The 17,998-nt window shown below is 51.2% G+C and carries 19 protein-coding genes; 10 read left to right on the plus strand and 9 right to left on the minus strand.

The genetic code is table 11. The features are described 5' to 3' along the window. Window positions 1-22 precede the first annotated feature (22 nt). From CVV30_03820 to clpB, 4 genes are all read right to left on the minus strand, one after another. The gene (locus CVV30_03820; protein PKL70491.1) at window positions 23-652 is read right to left on the minus strand and encodes a DUF47 domain-containing protein; all 630 of its coding nucleotides are present in this window, start codon (window positions 650-652) and stop codon (window positions 23-25) included. A 75-nt stretch (window positions 653-727) separates the two neighbouring features. Further along, the gene (locus CVV30_03825) at window positions 728-1,732 is read right to left on the minus strand and encodes a hypothetical protein (GenBank protein PKL70492.1); all 1,005 of its coding nucleotides are present in this window, start codon (window positions 1,730-1,732) and stop codon (window positions 728-730) included. A gap of 68 nt (window positions 1,733-1,800) precedes the next feature. Beyond that, window positions 1,801-2,058, minus strand: coding sequence for a hypothetical protein (locus CVV30_03830; protein ID PKL70493.1), 258 nt, complete (start codon window positions 2,056-2,058; stop codon window positions 1,801-1,803). After that, on the minus strand, window positions 2,051-4,642 hold the full coding sequence (gene clpB, locus CVV30_03835; protein ID PKL70959.1) for an ATP-dependent chaperone ClpB: 2,592 nt from the start codon (window positions 4,640-4,642) through the stop codon (window positions 2,051-2,053). Before clpB ends, CVV30_03830 begins: the two co-directional genes overlap by 8 nt. A gap of 223 nt (window positions 4,643-4,865) precedes the next feature. Here clpB and CVV30_03840 point away from each other — a divergent pair, with 223 nt between their 5' ends. Both CVV30_03840 and CVV30_03845 read left to right on the plus strand, forming a co-directional pair. Further along, complete coding sequence (locus CVV30_03840) at window positions 4,866-5,441, plus strand: hypothetical protein (GenBank protein ID PKL70960.1); 576 nt, start codon at window positions 4,866-4,868, stop codon at window positions 5,439-5,441. Window positions 5,442-5,647: 206 nt separating this feature from the next. Next, window positions 5,648-6,019, plus strand: coding sequence for a hypothetical protein (locus CVV30_03845; GenBank protein ID PKL70494.1), 372 nt, complete (start codon window positions 5,648-5,650; stop codon window positions 6,017-6,019). A 167-nt stretch (window positions 6,020-6,186) separates the two neighbouring features. Here CVV30_03845 and CVV30_03850 read toward each other — a convergent pair whose 3' ends face one another. Continuing rightward, window positions 6,187-6,564, minus strand: a complete 378-nt coding sequence (locus CVV30_03850; protein PKL70495.1) for a hypothetical protein — start codon at window positions 6,562-6,564, stop codon at window positions 6,187-6,189. Window positions 6,565-6,784: 220 nt separating this feature from the next. After that, entirely contained in the window at window positions 6,785-7,300 is a 516-nt protein-coding gene (locus tag CVV30_03855) for a TIGR00270 family protein (GenBank protein ID PKL70496.1), read from the minus strand. A 54-nt stretch (window positions 7,301-7,354) separates the two neighbouring features. Between CVV30_03855 and CVV30_03860 the strand changes: the two genes are divergently transcribed. From CVV30_03860 to CVV30_03875, 4 genes are all read left to right on the plus strand, one after another. Beyond that, complete coding sequence (locus tag CVV30_03860) at window positions 7,355-8,665, plus strand: proteasome-activating nucleotidase (GenBank protein PKL70497.1); 1,311 nt, start codon at window positions 7,355-7,357, stop codon at window positions 8,663-8,665. Between the two features lie 370 nt (window positions 8,666-9,035). Continuing rightward, complete coding sequence (locus CVV30_03865; protein PKL70498.1) at window positions 9,036-9,614, plus strand: flagellin; 579 nt, start codon at window positions 9,036-9,038, stop codon at window positions 9,612-9,614. 315 nt (window positions 9,615-9,929) lie between these two features. Further along, window positions 9,930-11,318, plus strand: coding sequence for a stage II sporulation protein E (locus CVV30_03870; protein PKL70499.1), 1,389 nt, complete (start codon window positions 9,930-9,932; stop codon window positions 11,316-11,318). A gap of 112 nt (window positions 11,319-11,430) precedes the next feature. After that, complete coding sequence (locus tag CVV30_03875) at window positions 11,431-12,876, plus strand: hypothetical protein (protein PKL70500.1); 1,446 nt, start codon at window positions 11,431-11,433, stop codon at window positions 12,874-12,876. Window positions 12,877-12,978: 102 nt separating this feature from the next. On the opposite strand, the gene CVV30_03880 is transcribed toward CVV30_03875, so the two are convergent. After that, on the minus strand, window positions 12,979-13,473 hold the full coding sequence (locus CVV30_03880) for a hypothetical protein (GenBank protein PKL70501.1): 495 nt from the start codon (window positions 13,471-13,473) through the stop codon (window positions 12,979-12,981). Between the two features lie 51 nt (window positions 13,474-13,524). Continuing rightward, window positions 13,525-14,685, minus strand: coding sequence for a peptidase (locus CVV30_03885; GenBank protein PKL70502.1), 1,161 nt, complete (start codon window positions 14,683-14,685; stop codon window positions 13,525-13,527). A 38-nt stretch (window positions 14,686-14,723) separates the two neighbouring features. On the opposite strand from CVV30_03885, the gene CVV30_03890 reads away from it, so the two are divergent. From CVV30_03890 to CVV30_03905, 4 genes are read left to right on the plus strand one after another with little or no spacing between them, the layout of a single operon-like run. Continuing rightward, window positions 14,724-15,143, plus strand: coding sequence for a hypothetical protein (locus CVV30_03890; GenBank protein ID PKL70503.1), 420 nt, complete (start codon window positions 14,724-14,726; stop codon window positions 15,141-15,143). Further along, window positions 15,143-15,646, plus strand: coding sequence for a hypothetical protein (locus tag CVV30_03895; GenBank protein ID PKL70504.1), 504 nt, complete (start codon window positions 15,143-15,145; stop codon window positions 15,644-15,646). The genes CVV30_03890 and CVV30_03895 overlap by 1 nt, the downstream gene beginning before the upstream one ends. Window positions 15,647-15,695: 49 nt before the next feature. Further along, entirely contained in the window at window positions 15,696-16,814 is a 1,119-nt protein-coding gene (locus tag CVV30_03900; GenBank protein PKL70505.1) for a TIGR04013 family B12-binding domain/radical SAM domain-containing protein, read from the plus strand. Further along, a complete protein-coding gene (locus CVV30_03905) occupies window positions 16,811-17,452 on the plus strand; it encodes a metallophosphoesterase (GenBank protein PKL70506.1) in 642 nt (213 codons plus the stop codon). The genes CVV30_03900 and CVV30_03905 overlap by 4 nt, the downstream gene beginning before the upstream one ends. Here CVV30_03905 and cyaB read toward each other — a convergent pair. Continuing rightward, window positions 17,427-17,969, minus strand: coding sequence for a class IV adenylate cyclase (gene cyaB, locus CVV30_03910; GenBank protein ID PKL70507.1), 543 nt, complete (start codon window positions 17,967-17,969; stop codon window positions 17,427-17,429). The two genes, CVV30_03905 and cyaB, sit on opposite strands and share 26 nt — an antisense overlap. Window positions 17,970-17,998 lie beyond the last annotated feature (29 nt).

Raw genomic sequence — 17,998 nt, forward strand, 5'->3', positions numbered from 1 at the left:
ATTCAGAGAAATCCCGGCTCGTTCAGGCATGGCGGATGGCAATGTTCGAGAGTACATCTGCGGCGTTTTTACAATGACCGGTCGTTTCTTCGAGGTGCTCATAGATATCCTTGGACTTGATGACCTGGAGTGCATCCTCCCTCCGGACCACTTCAGTGATTGCATCCGAGAGCAGGTCATGGGAGAGGCGCCTCACCTGGCTCACCTCATGGCAATGCTTCTCGATAAGCTCAGGATTTTTCATGGTCCTGATCCCTTTTATTGCAGCCTCGAGTTCGGTCACTGACAGGCTGATCATTTTGGCAAGAGAGACCATGTGAGCGTCAGGTTGCCGGATATCGTAATAGAGCATCCGTTCGGCAGACCCTGCAATATAGACCATGACAGCGTCGAGTGCCAGTGCGAGACCCGATATCTCTTCAGGCTCAAAAGGCGTAATAAAGACCTTCGAGAGTTCCCTCTTGATATCGCTGGTTACCCGGTCTGCCTGCTGCCCGAGAAGTTCGATCTCGCGGTATTTCTCCCTGGTATTGGTAAAATCTTCGGTAAGGATGACGAGTTTTGCGGCACTTTCTCCAAGCAGGGCTGCCTGTTGTTCGAAAAGGTCGAAAAAAACCGTGTCCTGTGGAAGCAGAAATTCCCTTAAACCCATAAATATCCTGATCGGTATTCTCACAGGGATCTTAAAAACTGATGGGTTTTGCCCGAAGTCTTTCCCGGGCGGTAACTAATGGGTCTCCCGGAATGGGATCAGGTGAACCAGTTTGTGAATTGACATTTCCGATAAGGTACTCTCTCCTTTCGTAATAAATTCACAAATCCTGGGAAGAGCGATCACATCGATGAATTTGTCGATCTTTAAATCGGGATGAGAGCCATGAATGGACACGATTGCGCATCGTATTTTCGGGTTTTTCTCATAAAATTTGTATTCATCTTTCATATGGCACCAGAGGGTAAAGTTGGCAAGACGTACCTGGCGCTTCAGGTCATCGGTTTTAATTTCAACATCTGACCCCTTCCAGCTCTTGGTTCCCACGAGGAATAATCCCGTGGGACCAATTACAATGTGATCGATCTGGTTGTACCTGACCTTGTCCTTTCGTTTACACCAGTAAATGGGATCGAAGAAATGTAAGTTGACCCCGCTTAAGACCTGGTATTCTTCAGGTAATGTTGAGAGGACGCTGATGACTTCTTCTTCTTCCTTTGCATTCAGGAGCAATGAATTATTACGCGTAAGAAACTGTTGCGTTTCAGTGATGTTTTTACCGGCAGACCTGATGTTGTCGGGTTTATCTGCTATCGTTTTTTCCATCTGTTTTTTGGATCTCTCTCTATGCCATTTAGCCCCGATAAAAGGCAGGTTTATCCGGTAGGAACTGATAAGATTTGCGCCCCAGAACCAGATGATATACACAAGAATCATGAAAAAAGAATCGCTTTCATCGATCCGGTCATTGATTTTCAGGATATGGGTATACACTTCCCGGGTGCGTTTTTCGATATCATCCTGTAACTGCTGGTCGAGTTGTGCTTCACGTTCTTCCAATGCAAGAATTATCTCGTCCTGCCGTTTTGCCTCTACTCCCTCGGCGTCGGCAAGGATTTCCGGATAATCCTCCAGGAACTGGAGTATGTCTTTAAGCGTTGCCAGGTTTTTACCATGTATCGGTCTCGTTCCGTTCAGAAGGTAGCGGGTGCCGCCGGCAGTTCCGTGAATTTTTGCCATGGTAGTTCCTGGAGTATAAGGGTATGTTCGTAGCAGATGGACGAATCAGTTTATTCTGAAATATATCTCTAATATTCTCTGATACTCCTCAATATTCCTTTCTTTTGGTGGAACAAAAAAATCGGGAAAATACCGGGTTCCTGACCGTTATTACTGTCAAGAGCGGTAGAGTGAAAAATATATCGACTTTCATCGGGTATGGGAATTCTCATTGGGTTGATTTTCCTATTTTTCAACACAGGAACCTGTATTAAAAAAAGCGGTCTTGACGGGCCGTCCGGCTGCTCAACCGGAAATGCATCAAAAAGATGTGGAGGTTCAAGCATTTGAGAAGGTCAGTTTCCCGCCCTTCTCATCCACCAGGATCTCCTTCTCCTTATTCACGGTTCCTTCCAGGATCATCTTTGACAATTCGTTTAACAGGTTCTTCTGGATCACCCGTTTGATCGGCCGTGCACCGAACTGCGGGTCAAAGCCCAGGGTGGCAATGAACTGGATCGCTTTCTTTGTTGCCTTGAGCCGGATATCGCTCTTGCCGAGCATCTTCTGGACATTGCCCAGCTGAATATCGACTACCGTCTGGATCTCATCTTTGGTGAGCGGCCGGAACATAATGATCTCATCGATCCGGTTGAGGAACTCGGGACGGATGGTCTTTTTCAGCAGCTCAAAGACCTGTTCCTTGGTGCGGTCGTATACCTCGTCACGGTTCTTATCGGTGACCTGCTCCATGTTCTCCTGGATGATGGTAGAGCCGATGTTCGAGGTCATGATGATGATGGTATTCTTGAAATCCACCGTGCGGCCCTTGTTGTCCGTAAGGCGGCCATCGTCAAGAACCTGCAGCAGGATGTTAAAGACATCCGGGTGGGCTTTTTCGATCTCATCCAGTAGTACCACTGAATAGGGTTTTCTCCGGACTGCTTCGGTCAGCTGCCCGCTCTCTTCATAACCCACGTAGCCCGGAGGTGCCCCGACCAGCCTTGAGACCGTATGCCGTTCCTGGTACTCCGACATATCGATTCGCACCATGCTGTTCTCGTTGTTGAAGAGGAATTCTGCGAGCGCCTTTGCCAGTTCGGTCTTCCCGACCCCGGTTGTCCCGAGGAAGATGAAGGAACCGATCGGGCGTTTCGTGTCCTGTAATCCGGCCCGGCTCCGCCGGATCGCATCCGCAACTGCGCCGATGGCTTCATCCTGTCCCACGACACGCTTGTGGAGTTCGGTCTCGAGGGTCAGCAGTTTCTGCTTCTCGCTCTGCAGCATCCGGCTGACCGGAATGCCGGTCCAGCGCGAAACCACTTCAGCAATCTCCTCCGCATCCACTTCTTCGTTGACCATCGCGGAATCCTTCTGGAGCACGGTCAGTTTTCCTTTGAGTTCCTCAATGATCTTTTCATTTTCCGGGATACGACCATACCGGATCTCTGCTACCTTACCGAGATCCCCTTTACGTTCGGCACTTTCGGCCTCGAATTTCAGGTTCTCGATATCCGTTTTACGCAACTGGATCTGTTCCACCAGTTCTTTTTCCGATTGCCATTTTGCCTGCAACCGGTTTCGTTCCTCGGTCAGGTTTCCGATCTCCTCGTTTAAGCCCTTGAGTTTCCCCTGGTCTTTTTCCCGTTTGATCGCTTCCCGTTCAATTTCCAGCTGCCGGATCTTCCGTTCAATGATCTCTAACTCTTCCGGTTTCGAGTTGATCTCGAGCCGAAGTTTTGATGCCGCCTCATCGATCAGGTCGATTGCCTTGTCGGGTAAGAAACGGTCAGAGATATAGCGTTGAGAAAGTTCCACAGCGGCAATGATCGCTTCATCCTTGATCCTCACATGGTGATGGGTCTCGTATTTCTCCTTGATTCCCCGGAGGATGGAGATCGCACTCAGGGTATCCGGCTCATTGACCATCACAGGCTGGAACCGCCGCTCAAGCGCCTTGTCCTTCTCGAAATATTTCTGGTATTCTTTTAAGGTCGTGGCGCCGATGACATGCAGTTCTCCCCGGGAGAGCGCGGGTTTGAGAATATTGGCCGCATCCATGGCGCCCTCGCTGGCGCCGGCCCCGACCAGCGTATGGATCTCATCGATGAACAGGACAATCTCCCCTTCAGCAGAGATCACTTCCTTGACCACGCTTTTCAACCGCTCCTCGAACTCTCCCTTGAACTTCGCCCCGGCGATCAGGGCCCCCATATCGAGCGAATAGATCTGCTTGTTCTTCAGGTTCTCCGGCACATCCCCGTCAATGATCCGGTGGGCGAGACCTTCGGCAATGGCGGTCTTTCCCACACCGGGTTCTCCTATGAGGATCGGGTTGTTCTTCGTTCGCCGGGAAAGGATCTGCAAAACCCTGCGGATCTCTTCATCCCGGCCAATGACCGGATCGAGCTTGCCGGTACGGGCAAGATTGTTTAAGTTCCGTGCGTACGTTTCCAACGAATTATAGGTCTCTTCTGCGTTCTGGCTTTTTACCGTCGATCCTTTCCGTAACTGGCTGATCGCGGTCTTTAAGTCTTTTTCAGCAACCCCGTTCTCCTTGAGCAGTTTTGAGGTTTTGTCGTTCACCGAAAGGATTCCTAAGAGAAGATGCTCAAGGGTGACAAATTCATCATGGAATTCCTGGGCAAGTGCCGAGGCTTTCTGCAGGGCGGTGTTGGCATCACTGGAGAGGAAGTGCTCCCCGCCACTGACCGTGGGATAAGTTTCGATGATCCGGTCAAGCGCAGGGGTGAAAACATCGAGGTTTACATTCAGTTTTTTTAAGAGATACGGGATGACGTTCTCATCAACCATCAGCATCCCTTTGAGTATATGCGAAGTCTCGATCGCCTGGTTCTGTTGTGCCGTTGCAATCTCCGTTGCCTTCTGTACGGCTTCCTGTGATTTTATGGTGAAATTATTAAAATTCATGATGATGGGGACTCCTTTATCGTTGTTCGTAATTCCTGTCCGATAATCGTAATAGCACTTCTTTATGCCAAATAGTTTGTCACGCTGACAATCGATGCTGACAGGATGTATGAGCAGGGGGTTGATGCGCATGGGAGTTGGTTCAGCACCAAAGAAAGGGGAGGATATCCTGCGGGTGAAACCTACTCATCACTTTAATATCTCAGGAATCATCTGTAATGCTTTGTATGCGCAGTCTGATGCAAGAATCAAATTTCCCGGGTACGAACATGATCGCCAGGAGAAACTGATTACTGGTATGGAACTTACAGGAACCAATGAATCGGAAGACCGGATCGCGGCACTTGAAAAGAAGTTAACCGAAATGGAAGCCCTGGTCAAGGGACTGATCGCGGAACTGCTCGATATCAGGGCCGTATCCCGGAACATAACCCGGGAGAACGAGGAACGCGACCGCCAGCAGCTCAAATGGGGAACAATGCCGCAGGGCACAATCTCTCCTGCGTTAGGAGGCACTTCAGCATCACCCTCCGTTGCAGCCTCTCCTGATGGCAATACCGTGATCCGGCCCCGGGGTTCACACCAGCCGGCGATGCCGGTCGCCCCGGCAGAGCCAGAAATGGTCCGGATTATGCAGTCCGATGGTACCATGAAAATGGAACCCCGGTACGGGGAAGCAAAACATATTGATTCCTCCGGGGGATATGGGCGAAACCGGAAGGACAACTCTGCGAGCAGCAGACAAAATCCCCTGATCTTCGCAGCCGAGGAAGAGAAGCCGGATCGTTCAAAGGTGTAAGGGTCCCATCCGGATGGGGAGAATTGCCTTTGCTGGCATATCCGTCAATAATGGATAAAATTTACAACCGGTCTTTGAACCGAAATCCCCGCGTTCTTTTTTTTATAATCTTCTGCGAGAAGAGCCTCCAGCAACGAGACCAGCAACCACAAATAGCGAAACGCAATAATCAGATTACTGAATAAGAACAGAACCAGAGATGAACAATGAAAAAAACTGTTATTGTTATCCTGCTCATCATCGCAGCGGTACTGCTTGCGGGATGCACTTCAACACCAGCCGCCGGCCAGGAGACTGCCCGGGACACCATCCGGGCCCATTATGCATACCAGGAGAGCTGGTCGCCCACCCTTGGGTGCTACGGGAAAGTTTCCGGGTATGCTTACAATGCAGGGAACTCACCGGTTGACAATGTGGCACTGAATCTCAACCTTGTCAATACCGGCACCGGGACCATACGCGATTCCCGATCCGTGTTCATAGGCACCATGGGTGCCGGGCAGTCGGTCACGTTTGAATCGGTTCTCGATGGTGAATGCACTCAGGGATACCGGGTCGATGGATTTATCGTAAAATAATCCTGTGCCGGCAATTTCCTTTTTTTTAGCTACGGGGTTTTAGTTCCCGAATTAACTTCATATCATCAACTGAATGGCGAGAGAGGTAAAGCAGTGTTGCACACGGTAAAGGTGCAAGAGAACCGGTTTGTGATGCGTTCATCTTCCCGGTGGAGTGGATAAAAAAATTATTCGAATAAAAGCCGCTGTTTCATGAGGAGAATCAGGTCATTGAGATCCCTGCACTGGTTGAGCTCATCGGTACTAATAAAAATCTCCAGCTCCGTTCCTTTCTGGGTAAGCACAACCGGAAAAGTAATCTTTTGCTGCCGGGATCCAAACTCTGCCAGGAACTCATTCCGGTGCAATGGTCGTGACGGAATGTCAAGATCTTTGCAAAAACGTTTCCACTCCTTTTTCATTCCCACAGGGCTATGCGTGATCCCCATCAGGGTGCAGGCACCCGCTCCGGAAGAATCTGCCTTACCCGAGGAAAAATCCTTGAATCCCTGTAACGCTCCGCTATCCGTGTTGTAGATGAACAAGAGGTTTCTCTGGCCCTGCATATACGATCCCTTCCGTGTTTTCACTTCTTATATTTTGGGATGATAGCAGTCAGAATACTTGGCTTTTTTTTGGAACGATATTTTTAAAAAAGCCCTGCGCGGGAAAATCCTGATGAAGTGGTTGGCCGGTATCTCAGGGGAGAGATCGGCAGAAAAATGCTCAACACCATTTCATCTCTGAAAAGGATGGCGAGTCCCGGGTATTGCAAAAAAATGAGTATTATTTCTTTACTTTCCGGATAATCGTGAGATCCCCAAGGGTCGGTGCAAGACTGCCGGGAACCTTCTTGCCGGCCTCTGGTTCTGCCGGGGCATCGATAAGCCGGATACTCAAAACCTTTTCGAGTTTTTTCCGCACATCGTCTTCCGGGATCAACTCGGCATTCTCGATCTTCTTGATTAAGTGTTCCCTCTCTTTCATCTGCATGGCGAGATCTTTCTGGGAGAGGCCTTTTTCCATCCGGGCATTCCGGATCCGGATCGCGTAGTCCTCCACAACCTCGCCTTCCATGAAATCAAACATGTCCCGTTTGTGCCAGGTCGGGGCGGCCGCACCGCCCTTTGGTAAGCCGGGTTTTGCCGGGGCCCGTGCTGGACTGGGAAGACCCGTTCGCCGGACCTGTTGCACCTCGGTGCCGAACTTCTCGCATTTCATGCATACCGAGAGTTCAGCTCCCTCGACACGGACTAACTTAGGGGTGCCGCGTATTGTTTCTCCGCACATTTCGCATTGCATAATCTCACAAACACTTTATACCCAATTTCCCTATATACCTAATTGAGATACGAGATGGGCGACATCCTCCATCAATCCACGGAACCCCAGACGCCGGAAGAGCTGTACAGACTGTACAGGACGCTTTCTGAACAGCTCCGCGAGCAGCTGGGCCAGATCGAAAGCGACAAGCATGAGCTGGAAGTCCAGATGATGGAGCGGGTAGGGAACCTGGAATCAAGGAATCTTGAGCTCCGCGAACAGCTGCGGCAGACCGAAGCGGACAAGCGGTATATCGAGACCCAGAAGATCCGGTATGAGCGTGAAGTCAGGAAGCTCAAGAGCGAGAGCGAGCAGCTCAGGAGCCCGCCGCTTATCATCGGGACGGTTACCGATATCGTGGATTCCACGCGGGTGATCGTGCGAAGCAGTGCAGGCCCCCGCTTCATGGTGAGGAGTTCGCCTTCGATAAGTGCAGATGATCTTAAGCCCGGCGTGAGGTGCACGCTCAACCAGCAGTCGTTAGCCATTGTCGAACTGCTGCCCAACAGTTTCGATTCACAGGTCTATGGCATGGAACTGGTGGATTCCCCGACCGAGACCTACGCGGATATCGGGGGATTGCAGGCCCAAATCAATGAGATCCGGGAAGCCGTTGAACTCCCGCTCAAGCGCCCTGAACTGTTCCGGCAGATCGGTATAGAGCCGCCCAAGGGGGTGCTGCTCCACGGTCCGCCGGGCACGGGAAAGACCCTGCTGGCAAAGGCAGTTGCGCATGAGACCAATGCCCATTTCATGCGAGTGGTGGGTTCCGAGCTGGTCCAGAAATACATTGGCGAAGGTGCCCGGCTGGTTCGCGAGCTCTTCGATCTTGCCAAGAAGAAGGCCCCGACCATCATCTTTATCGATGAGATCGATGCAGTGGGTGCGTCCCGCACGGAGGCAAATACATCCGGTGACCGCGAAGTACAGCGAACCCTCATGCAGCTGCTGGCCGGCATGGACGGGTTCGAGAACCGGGGCGATGTGAAGATTATCGGTGCCACGAATCGGATTGATATTCTGGATAAGGCACTGCTCCGCCCCGGTCGGTTTGACCGAATCATCGAGATCCCGCTTCCCGATGTGGACGGGCGGCTCTCAATCTTAAAGGTGCACAGCCGCTCGCTTGCGGTTGATTCGGATATCAATCTTATCGAAGTTGCCCAGCTAACGGAAGGCCGGAACGGTGCCGATCTGTACGCGATCTGCATGGAAGCAGGTATGTTTGCGATCCGGAAGGAACGCCCCACCATTACGCAGGACGATTTCCGGGCGGCAGTGGCAAAGGTAGGCCTTGATTTCAACCGCGGCCCGCTGGATGTTGAAGGCGAGATGTTTGCGTAAGGGAAAAATCCTTTTTTTTAATCGTTCTTTTGTGCAGGATTAATACCGTAACTATTATTCAGGGTGTTTTTCATTCCGGATAATCCGGCACGATCATTTTTTTAGGAACGTTAAGGGCAGTTTTTATAAAATACCGCCCTTTGAAGGTCTATTTCTCCAAATGTTGCCTGCAGGATGCCTGGTTCAGGGCACTGACCTTTCCCGTCCAAATTTCATCTCAATTTGATTTTGTCCAGATATTCAATCCTGTTTTTTTAAATAAAGTCCAATTTTTTAGAAAAAATTACAAAATCTCTAAATACAATAAGATCTCATGTCAAAATGTTATGTGTATTAACCGGAGTTTTCACTACTTTACCAAGGTGAATGAATGAAATTGCCCAAATCCATTGAGCAAGCATTTACCGGTCTTGAAGCTGCGATTGTGCTTATTGCATTTATTATCGTGGCGTCAGTATTTGCCTATGTGGTACTGGGTGCCGGCTTCTTAACCACCGAGAAGGCCCAGGAGTCGGTTCATGCTGGTATACAACAGACAACATCGGCAGTCCAGCCATCCGGGGAGCTTAGTGTGCAGGCGGATGGAGCGGGTACGGGAATCAATACGATTACGTTCTACCTCCAGCTTGCAGCTGGCGGTACGGGAGTGGACATGGGAACCTTTTCGTATACGGTTACTACGCCTGCAAAGGTCGGGACCTTTACCAGTACTGATGTCACGTATACGTGGGTCAAAGAAATTGCCGGGACGAACCATGGAGAGCATTCTGGTGTGATGAATCTCGGTGAAATGGTCCTTGTCACGATTAACCCAGGGTTCAGTTCAACGGAAATGGGCGCCAGGACAAAGTTCCTTGTTGAAGTGAAGCCTTCGGTTGGTGCAGCGGTACCCATCTCGGGAACAGTTCCCATGGGAATGAATCCCAACACGTGGTATGCGGTATACTAAAAAGGGTAAAATATTCTGTTCAGGAAAATTTTCCTGAACACTCTCTTAATATTCCTGGGATCTTTGCATACGGGGTGTTTTTATATCCCGCGGCCTCTCCTTTCCCGGCATAATTCCTGGGAGAAATACAATATTATCGTAAAACACCGTGCGATCCGGAAGGACATGCATCCTCTCCTCTATTAACCGGTTTTTTCCCGGTCAAATGCACCAGCCTGCTTATTACATTGTTATAATGCAGAACCGGGAAGATTATCTCTTTGTTAAGGAAAATAACTCAATCTCTTTATTCTTACCTGACCAACATTCTTATACATGGATCTTAGTCTTTTGCAGACATTCCTGATGCTCTTTGAAATGATCTGCGTGGTCATTGTTTTTGCCTATCTCTTCACCCGCAGCCGTTTTTTTCTTGAGGTTCTCGAGCACCACCCGCTTGTCTCTACCCAGATTATCCTTGTCGTAATCTTCGGCTGTCTTTCGATCTATGGTCTTTCCAGCGGAGTCACGTTCTCCGGGGCAACGGTCAATATCCGCGATCTTGGCCCCATCCTCGCCGGCCTCACGTGCGGTCCCTATGTTGGCCTCGGCGCCGGGCTGATTGGCGGTGCATACCGTCTCTCCATGGGCGGGTCCAATGTCATGGCAGCAGCAATCGGGCCGGTCATTGCCGGTCTCTTTTCGGGCCTCATATACCTCTTTAACAAGCGCGAGTTGCTCTCGACAAAGAGAGCAATCATCTTTACAATTATCATAGAATCGTTCGTCTCGGCAGTTGCCCTCATCATCCGGGCTATGGGCGGTTCTTCTTCATCGGTGTGGACCGTAATTGTCAACGTCGCGATTCCCATGATCGTTCTCACCTCCGTTGCCGTGGGAGTCTTTTCGTTCATTGTCCATAACCTGCTCAACGAGCGAAAAACGCAGCGGGAGAAGGAGTCGCTTGAACGCGAGATGGCCCGGAAAGATGCAGAGCTCCAGATCGCCGCAGAGATCCAGAAAAGCTTCCTTCCGGAAACAATTCTCCAGATTGACGGTTTTGAAATTGCCGGCACCAGCATCCCGGCAAAAGAGGTGGGCGGAGATTTTTACGATGTGATGCCGTTTGAAGTCATCCCCTTTAATAAACAACGCGTAGGGGTGATGATTGCCGACGTTTCCGGAAAGGGAGTGCCTGCCGCTCTCTTCATGGCCCTCTCGAGGATCGTGATACGGGTCAGTGCAACCTGGTTTTCGAAGTCCTCGGAAGCGATTGCGTTTGCTAATCCCATCATCAGCCGGGACTCCAAGACCGGCATGTTTGTAACGGTCTTTTACTGTGTACTGGATAATACGGCCCACAGCATTACGTACGTAAACGCCGGTCATAACCCCCCACTTCTCATCCGGGCAGGTTTGGATGTGGCTGAAGAACTCGAAGCCACCGGTATAGCCATCGGTGCAATGGATGACGCTCCCTATGAACAGAAGGAAGTCACACTCGCGAGCGGTGACCTGCTGATCCTCTATACCGACGGGGTAACCGAAGCGGTCAATGACAAGGAAGAGATGTTTGAGATCCCGCGGCTCATGGACATTGTTTTAGCATCACGCTCGCTGACTGCGCAGGAAATTGTAGATGCCATAATCAAGAGCGTAAATGATTTCAGCCAGAACCAGCCGCAATACGATGATATCACCCTGATGGTTGTCAAGGTCAGGTAATCGGGCATGCAGTGCCTCTTCGCACCAGAGTAATTGAAAATAGGAAAAATAATTGCGAATATTCAAGCCCGATTACATCCCCGGTATACAGAGAACACGGCAATTAACGTGAATGAGAAAAACCATTCATGAGGAGAAGATGTTGTTGAACCCGCTGATGACGAATCGCCTTGCACTTCTTTTGGATCCCGGGAGTTTTGTCCCGCATTGCACTGCCGATGATGGCGAACTTGTCGGTGGAACCGGCATGATTGGGGGCCGCCGTGTCTGCATCATCGCCATCAATCCGGAAGCCAGTGGACCGGTCGAAGCCTTTGCAGTTCTCCAGCAGGAGCTTGCATTGCTCGACTTGGCAGAAGAGCAGCATCTCCCGCTTATCCACCTGGCAGATCGTCCTGCTCGCGTGGCGATGGACACAACGGCAATCCCGCTGACTATTATGCAGACGTTCATTGATTCCCGGGGAGCCGGCAGGGTCTTTGCCCGGTTTGCGCACCTGTCCGGGGTTGTCCCGAGAATCGCGGTCGTTTTTAGTCCCATTGCAACAACCCTGACGTATCCGGTAGTTGAATGCGATGCCGTGGTCATGATGGACCATGCCGGGATGTCGCTGGCACGTCCGGATATGGTCCGGCTGATGACGGGTGACCAGAGCCCGTACGAGGAATACGCGGGTGCCGGGATGCATGCCGGGATCTCGGGAACCTGTGACAAACTCGTCTTTTCAGAAAAGGATGCTTTGGACTGGGTGCGGAAATATCTTGCACTCTTCCCCTCACACTTCACGGAAAAACCCCCGGTTGCACAGCCGCATCCCCCCGAACCGGATTACCCGAAACTCCGCAGTATCATTCCGGAGGATCCGGATCAACAGTATGACATGCACGAGGTCCTGGGTTCTTTCATCGACGCGGGTTCCCTCCTCGAACACCGGGCTCGATATGCACGCGAGGTCATCACCGCATTTGCACGGGTAAAGGGAAATGTGGTTGGCATTATTGCAAATAACCCAGAACAGAAAGGCGGGATTCTCTTTCCGGAAAGTTGCCGGAAAATGGCAGCCTTTGCATCCCTTTGCGATGCTTTCAATATCCCGCTCGTATTCCTTGCTGACATTCCGGGTTTCATGGTGGGAAAATCTGCCGAACAGGCAGGGATTATCCACCACGGGGCTCTGGTATTCTCGACGATCGCAAACCTGTCCGTTCCACATCTCTGCATTGTCGTGCGCAAAGCGTATACTGCCGGTCTCTATGCAATGGGCGGGGCAGGATTCGATCCCGAACGATTCGTTGCATTCCCGAATGCCTGTATCACGATCTATGGCCCGAAAGCGATCCAACTCCTTGCCCGGGAGAGCGGGGCTTCTGTTGCTGAACTCTTCACGATGACCAACAGTATCAAAGATAATTGCAATGTGCAGACGTATGTGGCATCAGGACTGCTCGATGCGGTTATCGGGGAAGATGATATCCGGGCCGAGGTTGAACAATTCCTGAAAAACTATTATGAAAAACCGCTGGAACGAAGCATGCCCCAACGGGTACTGTGCCTCTGAATTCGCGTTTTAGTCCGGGGATTCTCTGTTGGATGAGTGCGTGGGCAGGTAATGTAAAAACGCATTGAACGGATATAACAAAACCCGTTTCCGTTGATGCAGTTATATTTCACTGCCCGTCTCGCCCGCATCTTCGAGCGGAATGGGTTCGCCTATATCTTCCACTTCGTCTTCCGTGCACCAGATTTCGATTGCTTTATCGACCCCTGCATATTCCTGGTGATACTCGTCAATCGTGGAACCCGGAGACATGATTACCGTGCTGATCAGTTTACCGTCTTTAAATCCATAGAGCCGGCGATACGGCCATGTCGTGCCGAGCACGGTCACCCGCTCGTAATAGATGTCCTGTGCCATCTGGTGGGTACAATATACCCCTTTAGCCACCTCAAAGAGTGGTTCTTTGGCATAGCGCCGGATATACCAGCGCAGTTCTGCCACTAAGGACATGGCGCTTCCCAGCGAAGTTGTCGTTATCATAACCCCGCAGGGCTTTCTCTTCGGGTGATAAAAACGCAGCACCATCCGGCTGGTTTCGGAAGTAAAAAGGGTATGGTGAAGATCGATTGCTTCCTTCTGGAGCACAAGGATATTCATGCGATCTCCTGAGGGTTGTCGTGTGCAGTTTTAATTGCTGGGCCCCGTGGTTCAGATATACATGCGGGTATCAGTATTTTTCTCTAACTTGACTTTCTTGACCGCAGAGATAAAATCCGTCATGCCGACAGTGACTGCCTCGCGTCGCACGGCCATCATACCGGCTTCGCGGCAGATTGCCTGGAGCTCGGCACCGGTTGCCTTTTCGGTCATGGCCGATACGACTTCCATGCTCACGTTTTCCATGTGCATGTTCCGGGAATGGATCTTTAAGATCTCGAGCCGTGAGTCAAGATCGGGCAGGGGGATCTCGATCAACCGGTCGAAACGGCCGGGACGGAGCAGTGCCGGGTCCAGCATGTCCACACGGTTGGTTGCTGCCATGATTCGCACATCGCCCCGGTTGTCAAACCCGTCCATCTCTGCCAGGAGCTGCATAAGGGTGCGCTGGACTTCAGCACTTCCCGAAGTCCCGTCATTGGTGCGCATGCTGCCTACCGCATCGATCTCATCGATAAAGACAATGGCAGGAGCCCGTTCGCGGGCAAGCTGGAACAGTTCGCGGACAAGGCCGGCTCCTTCGCCAATGAACTTGTGCACGAGCTCGCTTCCCGACATGCGGATGAAGGTGGCCTTTGCTTCGTGGGCTACGGCTTTTGCAATCAGGGTTTTACCGGTTCCCGGTGCCCCGTAGAGCAAGATACCCTTTGGTGGCTCGACACCTACGCGCTTGAATATCTCTGGTCGTGTCAGCGGGTATTCGACCGCTTCACGGACTTCTTTGATCTCTTCAACAAGGCCCCCGATCTGGGCGTAGCTGATATCCGGTGATTCCTCGAGTTCCATGACCCGGACCCGGGAGTCGTAGATATTGCCGATCACTTTGACAATCGAGAGGGCGTTGTTGACGGCAACTTTTGCGCCTTGTTTGATCTGCGGGCGGAGTTCTTCAGATACCAAGGTCAGGTATTCCTGGTTATTGCCCTGCTGACGAAGATAGATCTCCCCGTTGTCAAGAATATCGACAACTACGGCGACAAAGAGCGGCATGCGCTTTAACTGGTTGTTCTCGCGCTTGAGCTGGCCGTTCTCCTTCTGGAGATCGTCCACTTTCACCTTCAGGTCGAGCAGGGTGGCCTCCAGCTCATTGAGCTGGATCTGGTACTTGAGCTCATTCTGGGGTGCAGAAGAATTGACGGCAGTATCTTCCATATCTATCTTATATCTCAATCTTCAAACATTTATTAGGTATGATTTTGCTAATCAGGGGAAGAGGAATTTCTACGGGGAAGGCAAGCGGCCCGCTGCTTGTCAGCCCGCAACCGATCTCGTTTCTGGGCGGTGTGGATCCGGAGTCCGGCATTATTGTAGAGAAAGGCCACCCGCTCAACGGGCAGTGTATTGCCGGCAAAGTGCTGGTCTTTCCCTATGGCAAGGGTTCAACGGTCGGCTCCTATGTGCTCTATGCGCTGAGTCAGAACAAACATGCGCCAACAGCCATCGTGAATGCAGAGGCAGAAGCGATCATCGCTACGGGTGCGATTATCGGAAAAATTCCTATGATCGACCGGATTGATGTATCCCTCACCCGGTTGAAGGATGGGACCCATGTAACGGTCGATGGCGGGATTGGTGAGATGGAATATGAGGGTGAACTTGCTCCGGCCTGATGCATGAGCACAAACATCATATACTCCGGATTGCACTTTCTGGTATGAAGAATCGAATCATCCTATCTCTGGTTTTTCTTATCTGTATCGCACTTGCGATTGCCGGTTGTACGGGAACGCAGACTACATCCGCAGCCTCTCCAACCGGGACAACTACCGGTTCTTCAGGTTCATCTGCTGCCGGGAATCTGGCTGTCTCGCCAACCGATGCAGTGCCTGACTATAATATGGTCACGGTTGATGTCGGCGAGAAAGATTACCTGGGTAACATTCCGGTCATCTTCCAGGGTGGCATGGGCCAGATCCATGTAAAAAAGATCGATGTGACCTTGTACCGTTCTGACGGGCAGATTAAGACCGCGACCATTGGCATAAATAAAGGCGATCAGGCTGAACTTGAAGGCACCAAACAGACCGATCGTGTGGTTGTCCGGGTATCCATGGACAACGGGCAGAGTTTCACGATTAATGACGTTCAGAGCCCGTACCGCACCCGCCAGTAAAATCTCTCTCCTCTCTTTTTGACAGGATTTTTAAGGACAATTAATTATCATGCAGGTAAACTGGCGACAGATTCACGCGGCACGTAACTCGTATGCAGCACTACAGGCAGCATGCGAACCGTCAGGATTTTCCTTACGTCTTGTGGAACCTCCTGAAGCAGAGGTTACCTGCTACAGTCTCAACTCGCTAAATGAGCCGTATTATCGTGAAGAGATCGCGGGAGCGGACTGTATTACCATTGTCGGGGGTCCCCACGCAACCGCCTGTCCCGGTGAGGTGGCCGCATATGCCGACTATGTAATCGTCGGGGAAGGGGAGTACACGCTGCCCCGGCTGTTAGAAGAGATCGAGCGTGGGGGCACCGGAATAATCCCGGGTGTGGTGACCCGCGATTACTGCACGCCCGTCACATCGTGTGTTCGTCTCGACGCATATCCTGCATTTTCTGCAAAGCAGGGATTTGTGGAGTGCTCGCGGGGGTGCCCGTTTGCCTGCGGGTACTGCCAGACCCCGCATATATTCGGTCACTGCATGCGGCACCGCTCGATAGATACGATTGCCGAATTCTCGAACCGGTACGAGCATGCCAGGTTTGTCACGCCCAATGCCTTTGCCTATGGCTCGGATGGTATCCATCCCCGCTGGGAGAAGATTGAGGCACTCTTCAAAAGACTCAACAACCAGATCTTTTTTGGTACCTTTCCTTCCGAAGTGCGCCCGGAATTTGTCTGCAGGGAATCTCTTGCTCTTGTAAACCAGTACTGCACGAACACGAAACTCCACTTCGGGGCACAGTCAGGGAGCGATGCGGTGCTCAAACGATTGCATCGCGGGCATACCGTGGATGATGTGATCCATGCAGTTGAGCTGTGCACGGAGTCCGGCATCACCCCGGTCGTGGATTTTATCGTTGGATTTCCTTTCGAGAGCGACGAAGAACAGCTGGCAACGGTGAACCAGATTCGCGATGTGGCACGGTCGGGAAAAGTCCACGTCCACCGGTTCATCCCGTTGCCCGGAACCCCTCTCGCCGGAACAACCGCGCGTCCTCTCCTGAAGGAGACCGAAAAGGCCTGCGGAAAACTCGCTTTGGCGGGAAAAATCACGGGTTCATGGAGTGAACCGGAGATAAGGTTTTTTAGACCCTCTTCAAATGATATACCATGAAAGATGTGCTATTGATAGCAGATCTCCATGGTCAATTCGGTAAAATTGATTCATTTCTGGAATTGAATCCAGAAGCGGTATTTATTGCAGGAGACATCACCAATATGGGTCCAGTTGACACGGTCGACGACGTGCTTTCACGCATCGACGTCCCGTGTTTTGCAGTTCCCGGAAACTGTGACCCGCGTGAGATTCTCGAGACACTTGAACACTCCGACGCCGTCAGCCTCCATGGTTCCAGTATCAACCTTGGCAAGATGACGATCGCAGGTTGTGGCGGATCCAACCCCACACCGTTCGGAACCCCGTTCGAGCTGACCGACAAGCAGATAGATGACGTGTTGAACAGCGCGATGAAAAAGATGGAGAAATCAGTCCACAATGTACTGCTCTGCCATGCACCTCCCTACGAGATTCTCGACAAGCCCGGCAACGAGCATATCGGGAGCCACAGTATCCGGAAACACATGAAATCATTCGATATCGTGTGCTGTGCCCATATTCATGAGGCACGGGGTATTATGGATGTCGAAGGAGTAAAAATTGTAAATCCAGGCCCGGCAAGTGACGGGAACTGTGCGATGATCCACTTCGGCAACGAAGCAAAGGACATCAAGATTGAACTGCTGACCGTTTAGACAGGAGCAGTTCAAGGTACGAGGCGAGCAATGGCTCGCCGGATACACCAATCTCTTTTGCAATTTTCTCAATCAGGACAGCGGCATTGGTATTCTCATCTTCGGCCATGATCTCGATCTCGACAAAGGTGCCGAGCTCATCGACTTCGTCGAGTGAGATTGCAGATCCGGAGAATTTGTAATTCTCGCGCCACTTGTTGACTTCGGTTGTTTTGGTAAATCCGAGGCGGTCGAGCATGGTTTCAAACACTTCGCCGGATTCAACTGCGGTGTTTAACTCCTCCCTTGCTTTGAGGCCGAACTTTTTGATCTTTGCACCTTTGTACGTTACAACAGCGTGGTTATTGGTGTACCGGACCCGGACTGCCTCATCGGTCTGGCCGAAATCCCGGTGGGGGGCGTTATAGTAGATATCGTGTTCGTGTATCCTGCCCGAACATACTGCACCTTTTTCCAGCAGCAGTTTGCGGACGGGTTCAAGCGAAGAAACTCTGACTTTTAATTCAACTTCGAGCATAGGCGTGCTACACTTTTATCTGTCATCGT

The sequence above is a fragment of the Methanomicrobiales archaeon HGW-Methanomicrobiales-1 genome, from assembly GCA_002839675.1.
Taxonomy (GTDB): domain Archaea; phylum Halobacteriota; class Methanomicrobia; order Methanomicrobiales; family Methanospirillaceae; genus Methanoregula.